The organism is Streptomyces canus 299MFChir4.1, assembly GCF_000383615.1.
Taxonomy (GTDB): Bacteria; Actinomycetota; Actinomycetes; order Streptomycetales; family Streptomycetaceae; genus Streptomyces; species Streptomyces canus_C.
Genome location: NZ_KB911587.1, coordinates 1 through 21,880 on the forward strand (window position 1 = coordinate 1; position 21,880 = coordinate 21,880).

Here is a 21,880-nt window from a genome sequence, read left to right on the forward strand (position 1 = left end):
GGAGGAGCCGCCTGGCCCGTGTTCTCTGTCCTTGTCGTCGCGCGAGTCGTCCCGTTCGGGTGGGTCGTTGCCGCTGTCGGAGGGGGAGCCCTCCGGCCCTCGTCCTGCTTCCTCGTCGCCGGGGGAGTCGTCCGGTCCGGATGTGCCGTTGTGGCAGTCGGCGGGTCAGTCGGCGGGGGAGCCGACTGACCCGCGTGCTCCCTCCCGGCCGTCGCAGGAGTCACCCGAACCGCCGCCCCCGGCCCTGCCGTCGACGCGCCAGTCACCCGACCTCCACCTCCCCCCACCCCCGCTGCCGCCGAAGGCACCCCGCTTCCAGGCCGTCACCGCCCACCCCGTCCTCCTGCGCTGGCTGGTCCTCGTCCTCGCCGTCGGGGTGTGGGAGGTGGCCACCCGGGCCCGCCGCAGCGTCTACTTCCCACCCCCGGACCGCATCGCGCGCCATGTCCACGAGCTGTGGTTCGACGGGCCCGTCCGGCACCTCTTCCTCAGCCCGGCCGCCGTGGACGACATCCTGCCCAGCCTCGGCCGGATGACGGCCGGGTTCGCGCTGGCGGCCGTCGCCGGGATCGTGCTGGGTGTCGCCGTGGGCCGGTCACGGCGGGCGTACGCGCTGGCCAACCCCGTCCTCCAGTTCGCCCGGGCCGTGCCGCCTCCCGCCCTGGTCCCCGTCTTCGTCGTGGTGTTCGCCTTCGGCACCCCGATGCAGATCGCCTCGATCACCTTCAGCGCCGTATGGCCGGTGCTGATCAACACCGCCGCCGGCGTCCGCAACACCGACCCGCTGCGCCTCGACGTCGCCGCCGTCCTGCGCCTGAACACCGCCGAACGCCTCTGGTTCCTCGTCCTGCCCTCCGCCCTGCCCCGCATCTTCGCCGGGCTGCGCCTGAGCCTTTCGCTCTCCCTCATCCTCATGGTGTTCTCGGAACTGCTGCCGGGCACCGCGAACGGCATCGGTTTCACGCTCACCGAGGCCCAGACCCGCTCGGACCTGCTCACCGTATGGGCGGCCCTGGTCCTGCTCGGCACCCTCGGCTATCTGCTCAACACCGGCCTGCTGGCCGTCGAGAAACGGCTGATCGGCAAGGAGAGGGCCACATGAGCCACACGAGCCACGCGACCCGCACCCAGGAACAGGGGACCGACCGCATGCTCCAACTCTCCGCGGTCGGCCAGCACTACGGCGACCACCAGGTCCTGCACGACATCACCCTCACCGTCCCCGCGGGCCAACTCCTCTGCGTCGTAGGACCGTCCGGCTGCGGCAAGTCCACCCTGCTGCGGACCGTCGCCGGTCTGCTCCCCGCCCGCGAGGGCACGATCACCGTCGACGGTGCCCCGGTCAACGGCGTTCCCGACAGCCTGGCCGTCGTCTTCCAGGACTACGGCCGCTCCCTCTTCCCCTGGCTCACGGTCCGCGACAACGTCGCCCTGCCGCTGCGCCGCCGCGGCCTCGCCCGGACCGAACGGCGTGCCGAAGCCGAGCGCATCCTCGACCGCGTCGGACTGAACGGCGCCGCCCGCCGCCACCCCTGGCAGCTTTCCGGGGGTATGCAGCAGCGCGTCGCCATCGCCCGCGCCCTGGTCTGCCGCCCCACCCTCCTCCTGATGGACGAGCCCTTCGGCTCCCTCGACGCCCAGACCCGTGAGGACCTGGAGGACCTGCTCCTGGAGGTCCACCGCACCGACGGCACGACCATCGTGTTCGTCACCCACGACATCGACGAGAGCGTCTACGTCGGCGACCGCGTCGTCGTCCTCTCCCCGGGCCCCGGCTCCACGATCGTCCTGGACCTTCCGGTCCGGCTCCCCGCGCGACGGAACCAGATCGCCACCCGGGGACTGCCGGAGTTCGTCGCGCTGCGGGCGGAGGTGGGGCGGGCGGTCCGCAACCAGAGCGTCCAGGACAACGGCAGAGGCGTCCAGGGAGCCTGAACTCCTGCCCCCAGCACCCGGACGCCACAAGTCCCCCCGTGGACTCCCGAGTTCAGCCCGGATTTCACGCGATGGTGTGATCATGTGTGCCGTGACGGATGCCTGCGCCGGGCCCTGGGTAGGGCCCGGCTCATGACGCAGCAGCCCTTCGAACTCCCGCACTTCTACATGCCGTATCCCGCGCGGCTCAACCCGCACGTCGACGAGGCCCGCGCCCACTCGACCGTGTGGGCGCGCGAGATGGGCATGCTGGAGGGGTCCGGGATCTGGGAGCAGTCCGACCTCGACGCGCACGACTACGGCCTGCTCTGCGCCTACACACACCCCGACTGCGACGGCCCCGCCCTCTCGCTCATCACCGACTGGTACGTGTGGGTGTTCTTCTTCGACGACCACTTCCTGGAGACCTTCAAGCGCACGCAGGACCGCGCCGGGGGCAAGGCCTATCTCGACCGGTTGCCCCTGTTCATGCCGATGGACCTGTCGACCCCGATGCCGGAGCCGGAGAACCCGGTCGAGGCCGGCCTCGCCGACCTGTGGAAGCGGACCGTGCCGTCGATGTCCGCCGACTGGCGCCGCCGCTTCGCCGTCGCCACCGAGCATCTGCTCAACGAGTCCCTGTGGGAGCTGTCGAACATCAACGAGGGGCGGATCGCCAACCCCGTCGAGTACATCGAGATGCGCCGCAAGGTCGGCGGTGCCCCCTGGTCGGCCGGTCTGGTGGAGTACGCGACGGCCGAAGTGCCGGCGGCGGTCGCCGGATCACGCCCCCTGCGCGTCCTGATGGAGACCTTCTCCGACGCCGTCCACCTGCGCAACGACCTGTTCTCCTACCAGCGCGAGGTCGAGGACGAGGGCGAACTCAGCAATGGCGTCCTGGTCCTGGAGACCTTCTTCGGCTGCACCACGCAGGAGGCCGCCGACACCGTCAACGACGTCCTCACCTCCCGCCTGCACCAGTTCGAGCACACCGCCCTCACCGAGGTCCCCGCGGTCGCCCTGGAGAACGGTCTCTCGCCGGCCGAGGTGACCGCCGTCGCCCGGTACACGCAGGGCCTCCAGGACTGGCAGTCCGGCGGCCACGAATGGCACATGCGCTCCAGCCGCTACATGAACGCCCGGGCCGACACCACCTCCCCCTGGCAGGCCCTGACCGGCCGCGGCACCTCGGCCGCCGACGTCGGCGCCCTGCTCGCCGCGGCCGGCGCCGAGCGGCTGCGCGCCCACGCGCATGTGCCGTTCCAGAAGGTCGGCCCGTCCCTGCTGCCCGACTTCTACATGCCGTTCCAGGTCGAGCACAGCCCGCATCTGCCCGGCGCCCGCCCCCGCCTCGCCGAGTGGGCGCACCGCATGGGCATGCTCCAGGAGGGCGTCTGGGACGAGGACAAGCTCGCCGCGGCCGACCTCCCCCTGTGCTCGGCGGGCATCGACCCGGACGCGAGCCCCGAGGCCCTGGACCTGAGCTCGCACTGGCTGGCCTGGGGGACCTACGGCGACGACTACTACCCCCTCGTCTACGGCGGCCGCCGCGATCTCGCCGCCGCCCGGCTCACCACGCAGCGCCTTTCGGACTGCATGCCCCTGGACGGCGAGCAGACCCTCGTCCCCGCCAACGCCATGGAGCGCGGCCTGATCGACCTGTGGGCCCGCACCACGGCCGAGATGACCCCCGACCAGCGGCGCATTCTCAAGGACTCGGTGAACGTGATGACCGAGAGCTGGCTCTGGGAGCTCGCCAACCAGATCCAGCACCGCGTCCCCGACCCGGTCGACTACCTGGAGATGCGGCGCGCCACCTTCGGCTCCGACCTCACCATGAGCATGTGCCGGATGGGCCACGGCCCCGCCGTACCGCCGGAGGTCTACCGCAGCGGACCCGTGCGCTCCCTGGAGAACGCCGCCGTCGACTACGCGTGCCTGCTCAACGACGTCTTCTCCTACCAGAAGGAGATCGAGTACGAGGGCGAGGTCCACAACTCGATCCTCGTCGTGCAGAACTTCTTCGGCATCGACTACCCGACCGCGCTGCGTGTCGTCCACGACCTGATGACTCAGCGCATGCAGCAGTTCGAGCATGTCGCCGCCCACGAACTGCCCGTCGTCTACGACGACTTCGAGCTCTCGGAAGAGGCGCGCGAGGTCATGCGGGGCTATGTGACCGACCTCCAGCACTGGATGGCCGGCATCCTGCACTGGCACCGCACGGTCGACCGCTACAAGGCCGAGCACCTGGCCCGCCGCACCCACGGCTTCCTCCCGGACCGCCCGCCCGCGCTCCCCATGGCGGGCTGACCCGGCGCCCACGGAACGGCCGCCCGGCGAGGCGGTCGCGCTCTGCGCGGCCTCGCCGCGGTGCGACGGGGACGGTCGGTTCCACACGGCCGCGCCGCGGTCCGCGCAGGGCGGCCCGTCGTCCGCGTCGGCCCGCGGCGGCGGCCCGCCGTGGTCGGCCCGTTCGCGGGCTCGTGGCCGCCCGCGCGGCGGTCGCGGAGAGGACCACACCGGCTGATGCTCTCCGTCGCGCGGTGCGTCACACGCCCTGACGCGCCCCGCTCCCGGCGTGCTCCACGGCCGCGGGCCTGCGCCGGCGCCCGGACGACCAGGTGAGGGCGCAAGCCGTCGCCGGAGAGTTCGGGCTGATACGGCGCGGCCGGGAAGAAGCGGGGTCCCGGGAGTTCGGCGATCCAGACCTGTCCCTCCTCGCCGGCCACCGGAGTGTTGCGGGGCACGGAGTCGCCGTGCCGGTCTCCACCCGGCAGGCCCCCCCTGCCGCTCCTGACCCTCCGTCAGTCTCACTCGTTCGTGGCTCGTCGCGCGCCGCTGTGCCGGGTAGACACCAGCCGGTGGTGATCCAGCCGGAGGCGATCCATGGAACAGACTGCGTTGCGTCCCAAGCCGATGCCCGGTCAGGAGCCGGGCGGGGGCAGAAGGCCCGGACCCGCCCGGCGTCCGCACGCCGCGCGCCGGCGCGGACGCCGGCTCACGACCCTGCTGTTCGGCCTGTTCGTCGCGGTCGTCCTGGTGCTGTCGGGGGTGGGTCTCGGGACGGTAGGTGCCACCGTGGTCGGCATGAGCAGACTGGCCGAACTCCGACGGCAGGCACTGCCTCACCTGGGCGGCCCGTCAGCCTCGGCGCACCCGGGCACCGCCTCGTCGTCCGCGGCGCCGCCGACCGCCCCCTCGCCCGCGCCTGTCGTCGCGACCCTCGGCCTGGAGGCCGTGGACGCCGAGAAGGCGGGCGCGCTGGTGGTCGGCGTCCACGTCCCCGGCCCGGGCTACACGGCGGGCCTGGTCCGCGGCGACGTACTCCTCGCCTTCGGCCGGACCCGCATCGACACGGCCGGTGACCTCGCGCGCGCCGTCGCCAGGGCCCGGGCCGGCCGCGAGGTCGTGCTGACGGTCCGGCACCGCAGCGGCGGCTACCAGCAGCTGACGGCCGTACCGGGAGTCGTCACCTGAGTGGTGGGCCCGGGCCCGTGCCCACGTGACCACCCGGAAGTGCGTGGTGAGCCGTCCCTCGTCGTCCAGCGCAGCATGGGAATTCAGGTCCGATCAAGATGCTCTCGCCGGCCGGGGCGGAAAACCACTGGTCCGAATCCGGTCGGCGGCACCACGATGAGCGCATGCCGACCACGCTCATCGCCTTCCTGGGGGCCTGCACCCTCATCGCCGCGTCCCCCGGGCCGAGCACCGTGCTGATCATCAAGCAGTCGCTGCACAGCAGACGCTCCGGCTTCCTGACCGTGCTCGGCAACGAGACCGGCGTGTTCGTCTGGGGCGTCGTCGCCGCACTCGGCCTGACCGCCCTGCTGACGGCCTCCGAGATCGCCTACGACGTGATGCGGATCGGCGGCGCGGTCGTGCTCGTCGGCTTCGGCGTCCAGGCGCTGCGGCAGGCGCGCCGTGCCGAGGGCGCCGCCGACGACAGCGGCTGGGAGAGCACCGGCAGGACCGGCTGGGCCGCCTACCGCGCGGGACTGCTGCTCAACCTCGCCAACCCCAAGGCGGCCGTCTTCGCCCTGTCCTTCCTGCCGCAGTTCGTGCCCGAGGGCGCCCCGCACCTGCCCACCATGGTCGGGCTCGCCGCGCTCTGGGCGGTCTACGAGATCGGCTACTACGGCCTCTACGTGTGGTTCGTGGGCCGGTTGCGGGCCGTGCTGTCCCGCGCGGGCGTGCGCCGACGCCTGGAGCAGGTCTCCGGGGGCGTCCTCCTCCTTCTCGGCGTCCGCATGGCCCTGGAGAGCTGACACATGCCCGGCGCCCCGTCCGGTCCGTCCGAAAGACGTGTCGACCGGCTCGCGCGCCCCTCGCCGTCCGGGCAGGATGCTGCCCAAGACCATCACCGCCCAGGGAGGCCCGGATGACCGGCACCGCAGCGCCCTTCGCCGCCGACGACTACAGGGCCCGCATGGAGCGCGCGGCACGGTCGGCCGCAGAGGCCGGACTGGCCGGACTCCTCGTGGCCCCCGGCCCGGACCTGGTGTGGCTCACCGGCTACGCGCCCACCGCCGTCACCGAACGGCTCACCCTGCTGGTCCTAGCCCCCGGACAGGACCCCGTCCTCGTCGTGCCCACCCTGGAGGCCCCGGACGCCGCCAAGGCCGCCGGCGCGAGCGCCCTGACCCTGCGGGACTGGACCGACGGCAAGGACCCCTACGCCGCCACCGCCGCCCTGCTGGGCACCGACGGCCGGTTCGGCATCAGTGACAACGCCTGGGCCATGCACCTGCTGGGCCTCCAGAAGGCCCTGCCCGGCACCTCGTACGCCTCCCTCACCGAGGCCCTGCCGATGCTCCGCGCCGTCAAGGACACGGCGGAACTGGAGCTGCTGGCGGCCGCGGGGGCCGCCGCCGACGCGACATTCGAGGAGATCCGGAAGGTTCCCTTCGGCGGCCGCAGGGAGTCGGAGGTGGCCGCCGACCTCGCCGGCCTGCTGCGTCGCTTCGGCCACGCCCAGGTCGACTTCACCATCGTGGCCTCGGGACCGAACGGCGCCAACCCGCACCACGAGGTGGGGGACCGGGTCATCGAGCGCGGCGACATGGTCGTCCTCGACTTCGGCGGCCTCAAGGACGGCTACGGCTCCGACACCTCCCGCACGGTCCACGTCGGCGAACCCACCGAGGAGGAACGCCGGGTGCACGACCTCGTGCGCGCGGCGCAGGAGGCGGGCTTCCGGGCGGTACGGCCCGGCGTGCCCTGCCAGGAGGTCGACCGGGCCGCCCGCGCGGTCATCGCCGACGCCGGGTACGGCGAGCACTTCATCCACCGCACCGGGCACGGCATCGGCGTCACCACGCACGAACCGCCGTACATGATCGAGGGCGAGGAGCAGCCCCACGTGCCGGGCATGTGCTTCTCCGTGGAGCCCGGCGTCTATCTGCCGGGCCGTTTCGGGGTACGCATCGAGGACATCGTCACGGTCACCGAGGACGGCGGCCGCAGGCTCAACGACACCACCCGCGAGATGGTCATAGTGGACTGACCGAGCCCCCAGGAGCCCTCCACCCCTCGAGCGACTACGGCGCGACATGACCCAGGCACCGACACCCACCGCGGACACGGTCCGCCTACTGGTCCGTTCCCTGCTCAAGGCCGGCACGCCCGACGCCGGCGGGCCCGAGGTCCGGCCCGTCGCCGAGGGCGGGCACTTCACCTGGTGGATCGGCGCCCGCCACGTCCTGCGCCTCGCCGCCGACCGGGAGGCATCCCTCCGCGGACGCCGTGAACTGCGGCTGCGCGACCTGGTCCGCCCGCACGTGCCGGTCGCGGTGCCGACGAGCGTGGCACAGGGCGAGTGGTCGCCAGGGCTGGCCTACACGCTCGACACCAAGGTGCCCGGCGGCTCGGCCGAGGAGCACGACGTGTCCGCCGTCGGCGAGGCCGACCTGGCCGGCCTGCTCACCGGGCTGCGCGAGGTGCCGGTACGGCAGGCCGAGGCGCTCGGCGTCCCACGCGTCGCCCCGCGCTCCCTGGAGGCGCTGCGCCGGGAGGCCGCCCGGGCCGCCGAACTCCTCCACGCGGCCGACGAGTTCGACCCGGCCCGGCTCCACCAGCTCACCTCCCCGGCCGCGGTCCAGCTCGCCGCGCAGCCCGGCAGCGCGGTCCTGGTGCACCACGCCCTGACCGGCGACCATCTCGTGATCAGCGCCGACGGCCGGGTGCGCGGTGTCCTCGACTGGACCGGCACGGTCGTCGGCGACCCCGCCGAGGACATCGCTAGCCTCGCGCTGGCCGTCGGCTCGCCCGCCGCCGTCCGCGCCGCCACCCTCGCCGGGTACGGCGCCCGCCCCTGCCTGCGCGGACTGTGGCTGGCCCGCTGCGACACCGTGATCCGCCTCGCCGCGGGCCTCGACAGGCGGGCCGCCGAGCCCCTGCCCCTCCTGCGCACCCGGCTGCGGCGGGCCTGGGAGGCGATCCTGCTGGAACGCGTCACCGAGCTGCGGGACGAGGAGACGGACGACGCGGAGTCGTAGGCGGCTCCTCGACGTGGCGCTTGTCCTCGTGGTCTTCCGGCAGCTGCGGGAGGAGAGGCTCACGCTCCGCACGATCCTGCTGCCACTGGCGCTGATCGGCTGGGCGGCGACCGCCTACCTGCACGACATCCCCACCGCGGGCAACGACCTCGTGCTGATCGGCGCGTTCGCCGGGACCGGCGTCGCCCTCGGTCTGGCCGGTGGCCTGATCACCCGGGTCCGGTACGCGGACGGGCACATACGGGTCAGGGCCACCCTGGGCGCGGCGGCGCTGTGGGTGATCAGCATGGGCTTCCGCCTCGGTTTCGCCGTCTGGTCCTCACGCCCCTCCGGCGCCGAGCACGTGGCCCGTTGCTCCGTCGACCACGACATCACCGGCGAGCAGGCGTGGGTCGCCGCCCTGGTCCTCATGGCCTTCGGCGAGGTCGTCGTCCGACTCGCGCTGATCGTCGTGCGCGGCCGCGTCCTGCAGACCCGAGTCGGCCGGCAGGGGCGAAACGCCCTGCCGGCCACCCCGTGAACCGGAGGAGTTCCGTGAGGTCACGCCTGGAGCAGCACCACGCACGACTCCCCGGGCACCTGCAGCACCCCGTCCGCGCCCGGCGCCTCCACCGGCTCCCAGGCCGCCAGGACACGGGCCTCGCGGGGGCCCAGGGGAATGGCCGCCGTCGACTTCGCGAGGTTCACCGCCACCCGGACGTCCCCGCGGCGGAAGGCGAGCCAGCGCTGGTCCGCGTCGTAGGCGACCTTGGTGTCGGCGAGGTCGGGGTCGGTGAGGTCCGGCTGCTCGTGCCGCAGCGCGAGGAGCCGGCGGTACCAGGCCAGCACCCGCGCGTGGGGCTCGCGTTCGAGCTCGGACCAGTCGAGGCAGGAGCGGTCGCGGGTCGCCGGGTCCTGCGGGTCGGGTACGTCCTCCTCGGCCCAGCCGTGCTCCGCGAACTCCCGCCGCCTGCCCCGGCGTACGGCCTCGGCGAGCTCGGGGTCGGTGTGGTCGGTGAAGAACTGCCAGGGCGTGCCCGCCGCCCACTCCTCACCCATGAACAGCATGGGGGTGAAGGGCGCGGTCAGCACGAGCGCCGCCGCACAGGCCACCAGGCCGGGGGAGAGGGAGGCCGCCAGCCGGTCGCCCTGGGCGCGGTTGCCGACCTGGTCGTGGGTCTGGGAGTAGCCGAGCAGCCGGTGCGCCGCGGCACGCGTGCGGTCCAGCGGACGCCCGTGGCTGCGGCCGCGGAAGCTGGACCAGGTGCCGTCGTGGAAGTAGCCGCCGGTGAGGGTCTTGGCGAGCGAGGCCAGGGGAGCGCGGGCGAAGTCGGCGTAGTAGCCCTGGGACTCGCCGGTCAGCGCGGTGTGCAGGGCGTGATGGAAGTCGTCGTTCCACTGCGCGTGCAGTCCGAGACCGCCCTGGGCGCGGGGTGTGATGAGCCGCGGGTCGTTGAGGTCGGACTCGGCGACGAGGAACAGGGGCCGGCCCAGTTCGGCGGCGAGCGCGTCGACAGCCGTCGACAGCTCCTCCAGGAAGTGGCACGCGCGCGTGTCGGCGAGCGCGTGCACGGCGTCCAGGCGCAGCCCGTCGATCCGGTAGTCCCGCAGCCAGGACAGCGCGCTGCCCAGCAGATACGTGCGCACCTCGTCGGAGCCCGGGGCGTCCAGGTTGATCGCGGAACCCCAGGGGGTGTGGTGCGTGTCGGTGAAGTACGGTCCGAAGGCGGGCAGGTAGTTGCCCGAGGGGCCCAGGTGGTTGTGGACCACGTCCAGGACCACCCCGAGGCCCAGTTCGTGCGCCCGGTCGACGAAGCGCTTCAGGGCCTCGGGGCCGCCGTAGGGCTCGTGCACGGCCCACAGGGAGACGCCCTCGTAGCCCCATCCGTGCCGCCCCGGGAAGGGGCACAGCGGCATCAACTCGACGTGGGTGATGCCGAGTTCGACGAGGTGGTCGAGGCGGGCGGCGGCCGCGTCCAGGGTGCCCTCGGGAGTGTAGGTGCCCACGTGCAGCTCGTAGAGGGCCGCTCCCGGCAGTGGACGGCCCGCCCACTGCGTTCGCCAGGTGTACCGCTCGTGCTCGACGACGGCGCTGAGCCCGTCCGGGCCGTCCGGCTGACGGCGCGAGCGGGGGTCGGGCAGCACGGGGCCGTCGTCCAGCGCGAAGCCGTACCGGGTGCCGTCCCCGGCCTCCGCCTCACCCCACCACCATCCCGAGCGCTCCGGATCGCGCTCCAGCGCGCGCGTGGCGCCCTCGCAATGGAGCGTCACACGGCCGGCCTGCGGTGCCCACACCTCGAACTGCACGGACGGTTCCCCTTCGTCTGCTCACCGTGATGTAGCCCGTCCATGGTGCTTCAAACGAGATCAATCCGCCTGGGAATCCCTCCCTTTGCGGCAGGTGTCGTCAGGTGGGCGCGGGGAGCGGCCGTTGTCCCGTTTTCTGGACACCCGGGGTTCACTGCCCGACAATCACCAACGTGACGTCGTCCTTCGAGTTCAACACGTACCCCGCGCGGCTGTCCGACGCGGAGCGCGACAAGGTGCTGAAGGTGCTCCGTGACGGCGTCGCCATGGGCCGCCTGTCGCACGACACGTTCGTGCGCCGCATGGAACTGGCCCTGATCGCGCGCCGGTCCGACGAACTCGCCGTGCTCACCGCGGACCTGTCCCAGGAGAGCCGCGTCTCCCGACTGGTGTTCGGTACCGTCGAGGCCGTCTCCGGCTTCACCGTGCGGCTGCGCAGGGCGTGGCAGGCCGAGCGCCTGCCCAAGCTGCTGCTGCCGCACCCGGGCGGCGGCCACGCGCTGCGCATAGGCCGCGACCCGGCGAACGGGCTGCGGCTGACCCACGAGACGGTCTCCCGCGTCCACGCCGAACTCAGCCGTCAGGGCGGTATGTGGGTCCTGCGCGATCTCGGCTCCACCAACGGCACCACGGTCAACGGCCGGCGGGTCATCGGTGCCGCCGTCGTCCGCGAGGGCGATCAGGTCGGGTTCGGCCGGATGGCCTTCCGGCTCGCGGTCAACTGAGCCCAACCTCACCTCTGGCCTGGGCTTTACGGGTGGTCGCGGCCCAACGCCCTTTCCTTCGCACGGTGTTGACGTTCTCCTCAAGTCGTGACTGACTGTGCGTACACCGTGCACACCAGGTGAACCGACGGCACCACATTGTGGAGGTGTGCCCTGCCGCCCCTCCTCAGATACCCGACCGCCGACGAGCTCGGCGCACGGGCCGCCGCGCTCGTCGCCCGCCATCCCACGGACGCCCGGCTGCGCCGCGCCGGCACCTCCCGCGCGGGAAACCCCCTGTGGCTGCTCTCCGTCGGCCACGGCAGCCGTCAGGCCCTCGTCGTGGCCGGCCCGCACGCCAACGAGCCCGTGGGCGGGGGCACCGCCCTCAGACTGGCCGAGCGTGCCCTGGCCGACCCAGGGCTCACCGCCGGGGCCGACGCCACCTGGAACCTGCTGCTCTGCCTCGACCCCGACGGCCTGCGCCGCAACGAGGGCTGGCTGCGCGGCCCGTACTCCCTCGGTCGCTACTTCCGGAACTTCTTCCGGCCCGGCTTCGGCGAACAGCCGGAATGGCTCCCCGACGGCGCGGAGGCCGCCGCCCTGCCGGAGACCCGCACCCTCCTCGCCCTCCAGGACGAACTGCGGCCCTTCCTCCAGTGCTCCCTGCACGGGGTCGACGTCGGCGGCGGCTTCGTCGAACTCACCCGCGACCTGCCCGGCCTCGCCCGGCGCGTCGCCCACACCGCGGCCCGGCTGCGCATCCCGCGCGAGCTCGGCCCCTACGACACCCTGTACTGGCCGTGCCTGGGCCCCGCCGTCTACCGGATCCCGCCGCCCCGCCGCGGCGACCTGGCCGCCGCCATCACCGAGGCCGCCGTCGAGTCGACCTGGTACCACCCGCACCGGCACGGCACCGTGACCGCGGTCGTCGAGTCGCCCATGTGGGGCGTGGCCGCAGTCGAGGACGGCACCACGCCCGCCGACGCGGCCGCCGTGCTGCGTACCGTCAGCCACACGCTGCGCCGCGACGCGCGGCTCCTGGAGGGCGTCCTGGCGCGGATCCGCCCGCATGTCTCGGCCGCCCCGGACGCGGAGCGACTGCTCGCCCCGGTCGAGGACTATTTACTGGTCTGCCCCGGACTCGCCGACGCCTGGGACCCCGACGTCACCGACGGCGGCCGCCCGATGCCCCCGCTCAGCAGCGGTCACCTGGCCGCGCTGCGCATCGCCGGGCGGCGCCTCGCCCTGCGCACGGCCGGGCTCCTGCACCAGCTCGTGATCCGCTCGGGCGCCGACCAGGCCGGCGCGCTGCCGGAACTGGACCGGCTCATCGACCTGTGGTGCGCCGACTACCGCGACGGCTGCGGTGCCCGCTGGATCCCGGTGCCGCGCCAGATCGAGTACCAGTCCCGGGTCGTGCTCGCCGCCTTCGAACTCGCCGTCCGGGACGCGCCCGCGTGCTCCCGTTCGGGTGAGCCGGGGTGGGGATCCGAGCCCGCCGTGCCGATGCATCGGGAATGACGTCCACGATCACAGCGACAACGACAGCGGTACGGCGAGCGGCACACCTGGCCCTGACAGCGGCGACCGCCCTCCTGCTCGCCGCCGCGGCCCCCGCGACGGCCGGGCCCTCGGCCGGCGGCGACAACCTCTACCTCTTGGTGACCACGGGCGACGGCCGCTCCAGCGACACCCGCGGCACCCTCCTGCTGTGCGACCCGCCCCAGGGCCACAGCCGGGCCGCCGAGGCCTGCGCCCAGCTGGACTCCGTCGGCGGTGACATCGCCGCCCTTCCGGCCGCGGACGTCTACTGCCCGATGCTCTACGCGCCGGTCACCGTCCAGGCCCGCGGACAGTGGAACGGGCGACCGGTCGACTACCGGCAGACCTTCTCGAACGACTGTGTGATGGGGGCGCGGACCGGGGCGGTCTTCGCACTGGACGACTGACGCCCACGCGCGTGGGGCGAGGCCGGCTCAGTCCGCCCGCACACGCGCGCGCAGCGCCACCGCCACGATCGTGCGGGCCTGGTGCTCGATCTGGTGTTCCAACGGCACCCAGCGGGCCCCGAACCGTTCCGCGAAGGAATCGCTCCACGCCTCTACGAGCCGTTCGAGGCGCGGAGCCGCGCGGTCGTCGGTCTCCCGCAGGACCCGTAGCAGCATGGCCGCGGCCCGCAGCGGCAGCCGGCGGGAGAACGCGTCCACACTGCCGATGTACGCCTTCGTGTCGTCGGCCGGCCGTGTGTGGATCCAGTCCGCGGCCAGCCCCGGCACCAGCCCCAGGCCCCAGGTGGCGGCCCGCAGCAGCGGGCCACCGACGCCGTCGAGGCGCGGCAGCGCGTCCGCCAGTACCTGGTCCACCGCCCGAGACTGACGCAGCAGCCGGCCCGCCAGCCGCCGCATCGCCGCCGCCGGCGCCGGGTGCGGCGCCGGATCGTCCACCAGGTCGCTCGCCCACATCGGCACCTCGACCACCGCGGTCAGACCGCCGTAGCGGTGCGCGTGGTACCAGGTGCTGAGCCGCGCGTCGTCCGGCATGCTCGGGTACGCAGCCCCGGCGCCCGGCGCCGGCATCACATGCACCCCCGGTCCGGACGCCGGCCAGCCCGCCGCGTCCGAGGCACCGGTCTCCACCGGAATGTGCAGCTCCGCCGCGGACTTGGCGAACGGCTCGGCGATCCCCGGCACGTCCTTCGTCAACTGCACCCAGCTGCCGCCCAGATCGGTGCCGTGCAGGGTCACCTGGACGTAGGGCCGCAGGGCGTCGATCACCCCGGTCAGGGCACGGGTCTCGGGCGGCAGCCGGTCCGGCGGCAGCATCGCGGGCGCCCACTCCGGCTGCTCCGCCCCGGCCGGCCGGAAGAAGCCGAGGTGGTAGTCGAGGAGGCTGCGCGGCGCCGGGGTCACATGCAGGCTCGCGCCGTCGGGATCCGCGCACAGCAGGAAGTGCCAGGACGTGTCCGCCCGCAACTCCGGCTCGGCCAGCACCCGCCGGGCCACCGCCAGAGCCGCGGGGCCGCCGGCCGGTTCGTTGGCGTGGGCGCCCGCGACCACCAGGACGGCTCGCCGGGCCCGGCCGATCGACAGCACATGGAGGGGTCTGCCCGCGCGCGAGGCACCCACCTGCCTCAGCCGGCAGTCGCCGGGCCGCTGTGCGGCCAACGCCCGCGCGGACCGGACCAGTTCGGTCACCGTGGGGTAGCGCAGCTCCGGCAGCAGACTCACCCCCGATATGTCCGACCGGCCTCGCAATCCGCAGTACCCCACGGTCTGGTTGAGCTGTCAAGCACGCCATGGGGGAGCCGCCAGGGGGCGCCCAGAAGCATTTACCGGCAGCCGGTAAAGCCGTAGGTGCCAGCGGGGTCGCCCGTGCCCCCGCGCCCGCGGTAGCGGCTCGGTGTCACTGCTGGTGCGGGCCGCGCCCGGCCAGCGTCGGATGCGGGTGCACATGCCGGGCCACATCGGCGGGTTCGGCGTCCCAGCCGACGATCAGCTGGCTCTCGGCGACCATCTCGGACACGTGCGGGCCCACCGGATGCACCCCGAGAACCCGGCCGCCACCGTCCTCCGCCACGACCTTCACCCTCCCGCCCTGCCCGTGCACCATCCCCTTGGCCACCGCGGTCAACGGCATGGTGTTCACGTCGACCTCGTGCCCACGCGCGCGTGCCTCGGCCTCGCTCAGCCCCACGGAAGGGTCTGCGGCGACGAATACGTCACCCGCGGCACCGTCGCGTAGTCCACGGGCGCGGACGGCAGCCCCGCCGGCGTCTCGGCCACCAGCAGGCCCTCCGCGAACGAGGCGTGCGCCAGCCCGAGCGACGGCGGCGGCAGCAGATCACCCACGACATGGATCCCGGGCACCGCCGTCTCCAGCCGCGCCCGGTCCCGCGGTACGACGAAACCCTCGACCGTGCGCGTATCTCCCCGGGCCGTACGCACCCGTGCGCGTACGCCGTCCTCCAGCGGCACGAGCCGGTCGGCGGCCTCCACGACGGTGACCTCCGCCCCCGTGGACCGGTGGAACGACGCGTATTCCACCCCGATCGCGCCCCCGCCGAGCACCAGCACGGACGCGGGGAGACCCGGCGCGAACAAGGCGTCGTCACTTGTCACCACACGCCGGCCGTCCGGCACGAGCCCCGGGAGCATGCGCGGGCGTGAGCCGGTCGCGAGGACGATGCCACGGCGCGCGACGAGGCCGGACGCGCCGGAGGGGCGTTCCGGTCCCGAGGCCTCCACCTGCACCGTGCGCCGCCCCGTCAGCCGCGCGGAGCCGCGCACCACCCGCACGCCCGCATGCGCGAGGTGCGCCTCCACGCCCCGGTCGTCGCGCGTGACGATGTCGTCGCGGGTGGCGACCGGCGCCGGCCAGTCGACGCTGTCCAGGGTCGCCTTCACGCCCCAGCGCTCGCGTGCCTCGGCGATGCCGTCGACGAGTTCGGCGGCGTGCGGCATCGCCTTGCTCGGGATGCAGCCGCGGTGCAGACAGGTGTCGCCAATCTGGACGGCGGTGCGCATGTGCGCCGCCCGGGGTCGGCGTGTGCGCGGCGCCCTCGCACATCGTCCGCTCGGCGGTCGGCGAGGACTGCGTGGTCCTCTCGCGTGACCCGGTGTGGAAGCCCCATGACCGTCTTCGCGCGCGTGCCGCTCACCGGCGCGGCCGAGGCCTTCGTGGACCTGCTGCGGAAGACCTGGCCGCAGTCGGCCGCCCCGGCCTGGCTCATTCGTGCCTGGTCGGTCCGCACCGGCCTCGCCCATCCGCGCTCAGTCAGGCCGCACCGGCCGCGCTCACCCGCGCCCGGTCAGTCCGTGACGACCCGCTCCAGCAGCGCCACCGGCGACCCGCCCAGGAGCTCCGCCACACGCACGTGCCCGGAGAACTCCCGCTCCGGTACCAGCACATCGCGCCAGACGCCCGGCGGCAGCGGCAGCACCGTCTCCCCCCAGCCGCCCGCCTCCGCCAGCCGCAGCGACAGCCGGGTCACCGCGGTGACCACCTCCCCGGAGCGCGCGAACGCCACGCAGTGCGCCGCCGAGGGCCCCTCCGCGGCCAGCGGCGTGTACGTCGCCGCGTCACCGAAGACATCCGGTCGGCGCCTGCGCAGCCGCAGTGCCGCGGCCGTGAGCGCGCCCTTGTCGCCGGAGTCCTCCGGCGGGAACCGCACGGGCCGCCGGTTGTCCGGGTCCACCAGCGCCAGGTACCTGCCCTCCGTGCCCTGGTACACGTCGGGCACCCCGGGCATCGTCAGCTGCACCAGGGCCGCCCCCAGCTCGTTCGCCCGGATGTGCGGATCGAGCCGTCCGCGCAAGGCGGCCACCTGCTCGCCCTGCGGACCGCACGGGCCGGCCGTGACGAACCGGGCCACCGCCTCCTCGTACGCCGGTTCCTGCTCCGTCCAGCTCGTGTACAGCCCCGCCTCGCGCACATGCTTCAGCAGCGCCTCCCGCACCCGCTCCGGGGCGGCGGGACCGAGCCCGAAGACCGACTGCCAGGCCGCCCAGGCCAGCTGCGCGTCCGGCACGCCGTCGCCGGTGCGGGTCACCTCGGCCAGCGTGTCCGCCCACCACTCGGGGCACTCGGTGAGCACGGCCAGGGCCGCCCGCACATCGGCACTGCGCTTGGTGTCGTGCGTCGACACCACGGTTCCCGTCAACGGCCAGTCGCGCTGCACGCGCGTGGAGTAGGCGTGGAACTCCTCGGGCGAGACGGCAGGGCTCCCGGGGTTTCCGCCCACCTCCGTCGCCGACAGCAGCGGCACATAACGGTAGAACGCCGTGTCCTCCACGGACTTGGCCCGCAGCGCCGAGGCCGTCTGCGCGAACCGGGTCCGGAACTCCACCTGGTCCGGCCCGTCCCCGGCCCGCCCCAGCACCAGATCCCGTACGACGTCGACGGCGCCCGCCTCCTCGGGGACCACGAAGGCGAGCCGGGCCTCGGCCGCGGCCTCCTCGGTGACGACAAGGGCGGCGTCCGAGGAGCCGTAGGGCCGGTAGACCTCCATCCGCACCAGCAGCTCCTGGAGCGCGGTGCGCAGCGCCCAGGGCGCCCGGTCGCGCAGCGAGGGCTCCGGGGACGTGGCACACACGCGTGCCGCCACCCGGGTCAGGCGGTCCGTCTCGGCGGCCAGCTCATGCGTGATCACCTTGTACGCCGCCCGCCGTGCCGTCGCGGCCCAGTCGCCCCCGCGGTCGGTCTGCGGGGCGGCGAACCGCCGGTACTGGCCGAGGAGTTCCCCGAACCCCGCCGGGTCCGTGAACAGCCCGTCGATCCGCCTCAGGGCGTCGTACCCGGTCGTCCCCGCCACGGGCCAGGCCGCCGGCAGCCGCTCCCCGTCCGCCAGGATCTTCTCCACGACCGTCCAGCGCCCGCCGGTCGCCTGGTGGAGCCGCTGGAGGTACGTGTCGGGGTCGGCGAGGCCGTCGGGGTGGTCGACCCGCAGCCCGTCGATCACGCCCTCGTGCAGCAGCTGGAGGATCTTGGCGTGGGTGGCCTCGAACACCTCGGGGTCCTCGACGCGCACCCCGATCAGCTCCGAGATGCTGAAGAAACGCCGGTAGTTGAGCTCCGTACGGGCCAGCCGCCACCACGCCGGCCGGTACCACTGTGCGTCCAGGAGCTGCGGCAGAGGCAGTTCCCCGGTGCCCTCGCGGAGCGGGAACACGTGGTCGTAGTAGCGCAGTACCTCGCCGTCCACCGTGAGGTTGCCGAGCTCCTCGCCGACCGGATGCCCCAGTACCGGCAGCAGCACCTGGCCGCCCTGCGCCTCCCAGTCGATGTCGAACCAGCGCGCGTACGGCGACTTCGGGCCCTCCCGCAGCACCTCCCACAGGGCGTGGTTGTGGCGCGGGTCCATCGCCATGTGGTTCGGCACGATGTCCGCCACCAGACCGAGCCCGTGCTCCCGCGCGGTGCGCGACAGCGCCCGCAGCCCGTCCTCGCCGCCCAGTTCCTCGCGCACGCGCGCGTGGTTTACGACGTCGTAGCCGTGCGTCGAACCGGGGACGGACTCCAGCACGGGGGACAGGTGCAGATGCGAGACGCCCAACGAGGCCAGGTACGGCACGGCCGCCGCCGCGGCCGCGAACGGGAACTCGGGCTGCAACTGCAGCCGGTACGTGGCCGTCGGCGCCGACGGGTCGGGTCGCTCAGGTGTCATGCAGACCTACGTACCCGCCCTACGGCCTTTCGTGTCATCCCGTGCTCCATGTGCACGGGACGCGGACGTCGGGACGCTACCGTCCCGACGTCACCGCGAGCGACACGACGCTACCGTCCCGTTCCGACGTCGACGGCGCCCCCGGCCCCTGCCGTTAGACGGGCCGTCGCAGCACCGCCATGCTGCGGTCCACCAGGGTCAGCCGGTCGCCGGCCTGCACCTTCGCCCCCGTGCCCGGGGGCACCCCGTCCGGGCGGGCGGTGTCGACCACGACCTCCCACTGCCGGCCGTGGTTGACCGGCACCACGAAGTCCAGCGTCTTGGGTGAGGCGTTGAACATCAGCAGGAAGGAGTCGTCGCTGATCCGCTCCCCACGGGGGCCGGGCTCGGAGATCGCGTTGCCGTTGAGGAAGACCGTCAGCGCCGAGGCCTGCGCCCGGTCCCAGTCCCGCTGGGTCATCTCCTTGCCCTCGGGCGTGAACCAGGCGATGTCCGACAGCTCGTCGTGGGTCCCCTCCACGGGCCGCCCGTGGAAGAAGCGGCGGCGCCGGAAGACCGGATGGTCCTTGCGCAGCCACACCATCGCGCGCGTGAAGGCCAGCAACTCGGCGCCGAGCCCCGCCGCCCCGTCCCCGGTGCCCTCCGGCCACCGCACCCAGGCCAGCTCGCTGTCCTGGCAGTAGGCGTTGTTGTTGCCGCGCTGGGTGCGCGCGACCTCGTCGCCGTGACTGATCATCGGCACGCCCTGGGACAGCATCAGCGTGGCGATGAAGTTGCGCATCTGGCGGGCGCGCAGCTCCCGCACCGCGGGATCGTTGGTCTCGCCCTCCGTCCCGCAGTTCCAGGACCGGTTGTGGCTCTCGCCGTCGCGGTTGTCCTCGCCGTTGGCCTCGTTGTGCTTGTCGTTGTACGAGACGAGGTCGTGCAGGGTGAACCCGTCGTGGCAGGTGACGAAGTTGATGGAGGCCAGCGGACGCCGGCCGTCGTCCTGGTAGAGGTCGGAGGAACCGGTCAGCCGGGACGCGAACTCCGCCAGCGCGCGCGGCTCGCCCCGCCACAGGTCCCGTACGGTGTCGCGGTACTTGCCGTTCCACTCGGTCCACAGCGGCGGGAAGTTGCCCACCTGGTAGCCGCCCTCGCCGACGTCCCACGGCTCGGCGATCAGCTTCACCTGGGAGACCACCGGGTCCTGCTGGACCAGGTCGAAGAACGACGACAGCCGGTCCACCTCGTGGAACTGCCGGGCCAGGGTGGCCGCGAGGTCGAAGCGGAAGCCGTCGACGTGCATCTCGGTGACCCAGTACCTGAGCGAGTCCATGATCAGCTGGAGGACGTGCGGGGACCGCATCAGCAGGGAGTTCCCGGTGCCCGTGGTGTCCATGTAGTACCGCTGGTCGTCGGTCAGGCGGTAGTACTGCGGGTTGTCCAGGCCCTTGAAGGACAGCGTCGGGCCCAGGTGGTTGCCCTCGGCGGTGTGGTTGTAGACGACGTCCAGGATGACCTCGATCCCGGCCTCGTGCAGCGCCCTGACCGCCGACTTGAACTCCAGGACCTGCTGGCCGCGGTCGCCCCAGGAGGCGTACGCGTTGTGCGGGGCGAAGAAGCCGATGGTGTTGTAGCCCCAGTAATTGTTCAGGCCCATGTCGACCAGGCGGTGGTCGTTCACGAACTGGTGGACCGGCATCAGCTCCAGCGTGGTGACGCCGAGCTCCACCAGGTGCTCGATGATCGCCGGGTGCGCGAGGGCGGCGTAGGTGCCGCGCAGCTCCTCGGGCAGCCCCGGGTGCCGCATGGTGAGGCCCTTGACGTGCGCCTCGTAGATCACCGTCTCGTGGTATCCGATCCGCGGCCGCCGGTCGTCGCCCCAGTCGAAGTACGGGTTGACCACGACGGACGTCATGGTGTGCGGCGCCGAGTCGAGATCGTTGCGCTTGTCGGGCGAGTCGAAGTGGTAGCCGTACACCTCCTCGCCCCAGTGGATCGAACCGCTGATCGCGCGCGCGTACGGGTCGAGCAGCAGCTTCGAGGAGTTGCAGCGCAGGCCGCGCTCGGGAGCGTACGGGCCGTGCGCACGGAAGCCGTAGCGCTGTCCGGGCATCACGCCGGGCAGATACGCGTGCCGGACGAACGCGTCGCTCTCGCGCAGTTCCACCGCCGTTTCCGAGCCGTCGTCGTGCAAAAGACACAGCTCTACTCGGTTCGCGGCTTCGGTGAAGACCGCGAAGTTGGTACCGGCGCCGTCGTACGTGGCACCGAGTGGATACGCCTCTCCAGGCCAGACCTGCATGCAAACGACTCTTTCAGCTGTCCCGCGCCGCGTGGGGCCCCTTGGCCCCGAGTGTCCCCGAAAGTGATGGAACCACCTATGACTTACGTCCCTCTTACCGATCGACCAGTGCACAGGGCGGTCACAGAACTGTTCTTTGCCGAAATATCGGGGCATACACATACTCCCGGACATGCCCGGGGAGTAGGGGGAAGATGTGCGCAAGATAGTGCACCGCCACCTCGGGAAGGTGGTGGCAGGTGCGGCCGTCGCGGTGGCCGGGACCGCCGTGATGGTCGGGATCACCCTGCCGGGCACCGCGGGGGCGGACGACACCGGAGGCGGCAAGACGGCTTCGGGGCAGTCCGTGGCGCAGGCGGGACAGGGCGCGGACGGGGCCGTCGCGCCCGGAGTCGTCGAAAAGGCGCCGGCCGCCGAGGGTGAGAAGGGCAAGGGCCGCGACCCGCTCACCGACGACGAGATCAAGCGGGTCGAGCAGATCGCCGTGAACCCGCAGCTGCTCAACGCCAGTGAGGACGTCGAGGGCGACCGCGGACCCGAACGGCTCACCGTGGACCTCGCCGACCCCAAGGTCGGCGAACTGGACGACCCGAACGCGCCCCGTCGCGCGAACGTGACCTTCTACGACTACCGGGACGACACCCTCGTCACCAGGACCGTCGACCTCGACAGCGGCAAGATCGTCGCGACCGGCACCCAGCACGGCGTCCAGCCGCCGCTGAGCAGCGCCGAGTACGCGGAGGCCGCGAGCCTTCTGATCGCCGACCCGCTCGGTGCGGACCTGAAGGCCGACTACAAGGACGCCACCGACAAGGTACTCACCGACCCGAACCAGCTGCTGCTCACCGGCGCCGTGTACCGGGCCGTCCCGGGCGGCCAGCCCGCAGCGCTCGACAAGTGCGGCGAGCACCGCTGCGTGCGGCTGTTCCCGAAGGTGAAGAACGGCCCCTGGATCGACGCCAGGGCCTTCGTGATCGATCTGAGCGCCCGCAAGGTCGCCAAGCTCGAGAGCTGATCCGCCTCCCTC

Annotated in this window: 16 protein-coding genes and 1 pseudogene; 12 read left to right on the plus strand and 5 right to left on the minus strand. The window is 73.0% G+C overall.

The window, feature by feature from the left end:
• Nucleotides 1–148 precede the first annotated feature (148 nt).
• From H293_RS0115915 to H293_RS0115950, 8 genes are all read left to right on the plus strand, one after another.
• Nucleotides 149–1,102, plus strand: coding sequence for an ABC transporter permease (locus H293_RS0115915; protein WP_020118852.1), 954 nt, complete (start codon nt 149–151; stop codon nt 1,100–1,102).
• A gap of 47 nt (nt 1,103–1,149) precedes the next feature.
• Entirely contained in the window at nt 1,150–1,935 is a 786-nt protein-coding gene (locus H293_RS49575) for an ABC transporter ATP-binding protein (RefSeq protein ID WP_051138119.1), read from the plus strand.
• Between the two features lie 132 nt (nt 1,936–2,067).
• Nucleotides 2,068–4,227: a germacradienol/geosmin synthase Cyc2 gene (gene cyc2 / locus H293_RS0115925; RefSeq protein ID WP_020118854.1), complete on the plus strand. Its 2,160-nt coding sequence runs from the start codon at nt 2,068–2,070 to the stop codon at nt 4,225–4,227.
• 576 nt (nt 4,228–4,803) lie between these two features.
• Nucleotides 4,804–5,394, plus strand: coding sequence for a PDZ domain-containing protein (locus H293_RS0115930; RefSeq protein WP_028807888.1), 591 nt, complete (start codon nt 4,804–4,806; stop codon nt 5,392–5,394).
• Nucleotides 5,395–5,558: 164 nt separating this feature from the next.
• Complete coding sequence (locus H293_RS0115935) at nt 5,559–6,182, plus strand: LysE family translocator (RefSeq protein ID WP_020118856.1); 624 nt, start codon at nt 5,559–5,561, stop codon at nt 6,180–6,182.
• Nucleotides 6,183–6,295: 113 nt separating this feature from the next.
• Entirely contained in the window at nt 6,296–7,420 is a 1,125-nt protein-coding gene (locus H293_RS0115940) for an aminopeptidase P family protein (RefSeq protein WP_020118857.1), read from the plus strand.
• A 46-nt stretch (nt 7,421–7,466) separates the two neighbouring features.
• Nucleotides 7,467–8,411, plus strand: a complete 945-nt coding sequence (locus H293_RS0115945; RefSeq protein ID WP_020118858.1) for an aminoglycoside phosphotransferase family protein — start codon at nt 7,467–7,469, stop codon at nt 8,409–8,411.
• A gap of 13 nt (nt 8,412–8,424) precedes the next feature.
• Entirely contained in the window at nt 8,425–8,931 is a 507-nt protein-coding gene (locus H293_RS0115950) for a hypothetical protein (protein WP_020118859.1), read from the plus strand.
• A gap of 20 nt (nt 8,932–8,951) precedes the next feature.
• On the opposite strand, the gene treZ is transcribed toward H293_RS0115950, so the two are convergent.
• Complete coding sequence (gene treZ / locus H293_RS0115955) at nt 8,952–10,697, minus strand: malto-oligosyltrehalose trehalohydrolase (protein WP_020118860.1); 1,746 nt, start codon at nt 10,695–10,697, stop codon at nt 8,952–8,954.
• Between the two features lie 173 nt (nt 10,698–10,870).
• Here treZ and H293_RS0115960 point away from each other — a divergent pair, with 173 nt between their 5' ends.
• From H293_RS0115960 to H293_RS0115970, 3 genes are all read left to right on the plus strand, one after another.
• The gene (locus H293_RS0115960) at nt 10,871–11,422 is read left to right on the plus strand and encodes a DUF1707 and FHA domain-containing protein (RefSeq protein ID WP_020118861.1); all 552 of its coding nucleotides are present in this window, start codon (nt 10,871–10,873) and stop codon (nt 11,420–11,422) included.
• 138 nt (nt 11,423–11,560) lie between these two features.
• Nucleotides 11,561–12,925: a M14 family zinc carboxypeptidase gene (locus tag H293_RS0115965; RefSeq protein WP_020118862.1), complete on the plus strand. Its 1,365-nt coding sequence runs from the start codon at nt 11,561–11,563 to the stop codon at nt 12,923–12,925.
• On the plus strand, nt 12,922–13,353 hold the full coding sequence (locus H293_RS0115970; protein ID WP_020118863.1) for an SSI family serine proteinase inhibitor: 432 nt from the start codon (nt 12,922–12,924) through the stop codon (nt 13,351–13,353). The genes H293_RS0115965 and H293_RS0115970 overlap by 4 nt, the downstream gene beginning before the upstream one ends.
• 27 nt (nt 13,354–13,380) lie before the next feature.
• On the opposite strand, the gene H293_RS0115975 is transcribed toward H293_RS0115970, so the two are convergent.
• From H293_RS0115975 to glgX, 4 genes and pseudogenes are all read right to left on the minus strand, one after another.
• A complete protein-coding gene (locus H293_RS0115975; RefSeq protein WP_020118864.1) occupies nt 13,381–14,631 on the minus strand; it encodes a M14 family zinc carboxypeptidase in 1,251 nt (416 codons plus the stop codon).
• Between the two features lie 175 nt (nt 14,632–14,806).
• Nucleotides 14,807–15,912, minus strand: a pseudogene (locus H293_RS52720) (FAD-dependent oxidoreductase); the annotation flags it as partial.
• A 299-nt stretch (nt 15,913–16,211) separates the two neighbouring features.
• Nucleotides 16,212–18,566 carry a malto-oligosyltrehalose synthase gene (treY, locus tag H293_RS0115985; RefSeq protein WP_020118865.1) on the minus strand — a complete coding sequence of 785 codons (2,355 nt, stop codon included), beginning with the start codon at nt 18,564–18,566 and terminating at the stop codon, nt 16,212–16,214.
• Nucleotides 18,567–18,720: 154 nt separating this feature from the next.
• Nucleotides 18,721–20,853 (minus strand): glycogen debranching protein GlgX, encoded by a 2,133-nt coding sequence (glgX, locus tag H293_RS0115990; RefSeq protein ID WP_020118866.1) that lies wholly within the window; start codon nt 20,851–20,853, stop codon nt 18,721–18,723.
• Nucleotides 20,854–21,049: 196 nt separating this feature from the next.
• Between glgX and H293_RS0115995 the strand changes: the two genes are divergently transcribed.
• Nucleotides 21,050–21,868 (plus strand): hypothetical protein, encoded by an 819-nt coding sequence (locus H293_RS0115995; RefSeq protein WP_020118867.1) that lies wholly within the window; start codon nt 21,050–21,052, stop codon nt 21,866–21,868.
• The last annotated feature ends 12 nt before the right edge of the window (nt 21,869–21,880 follow it).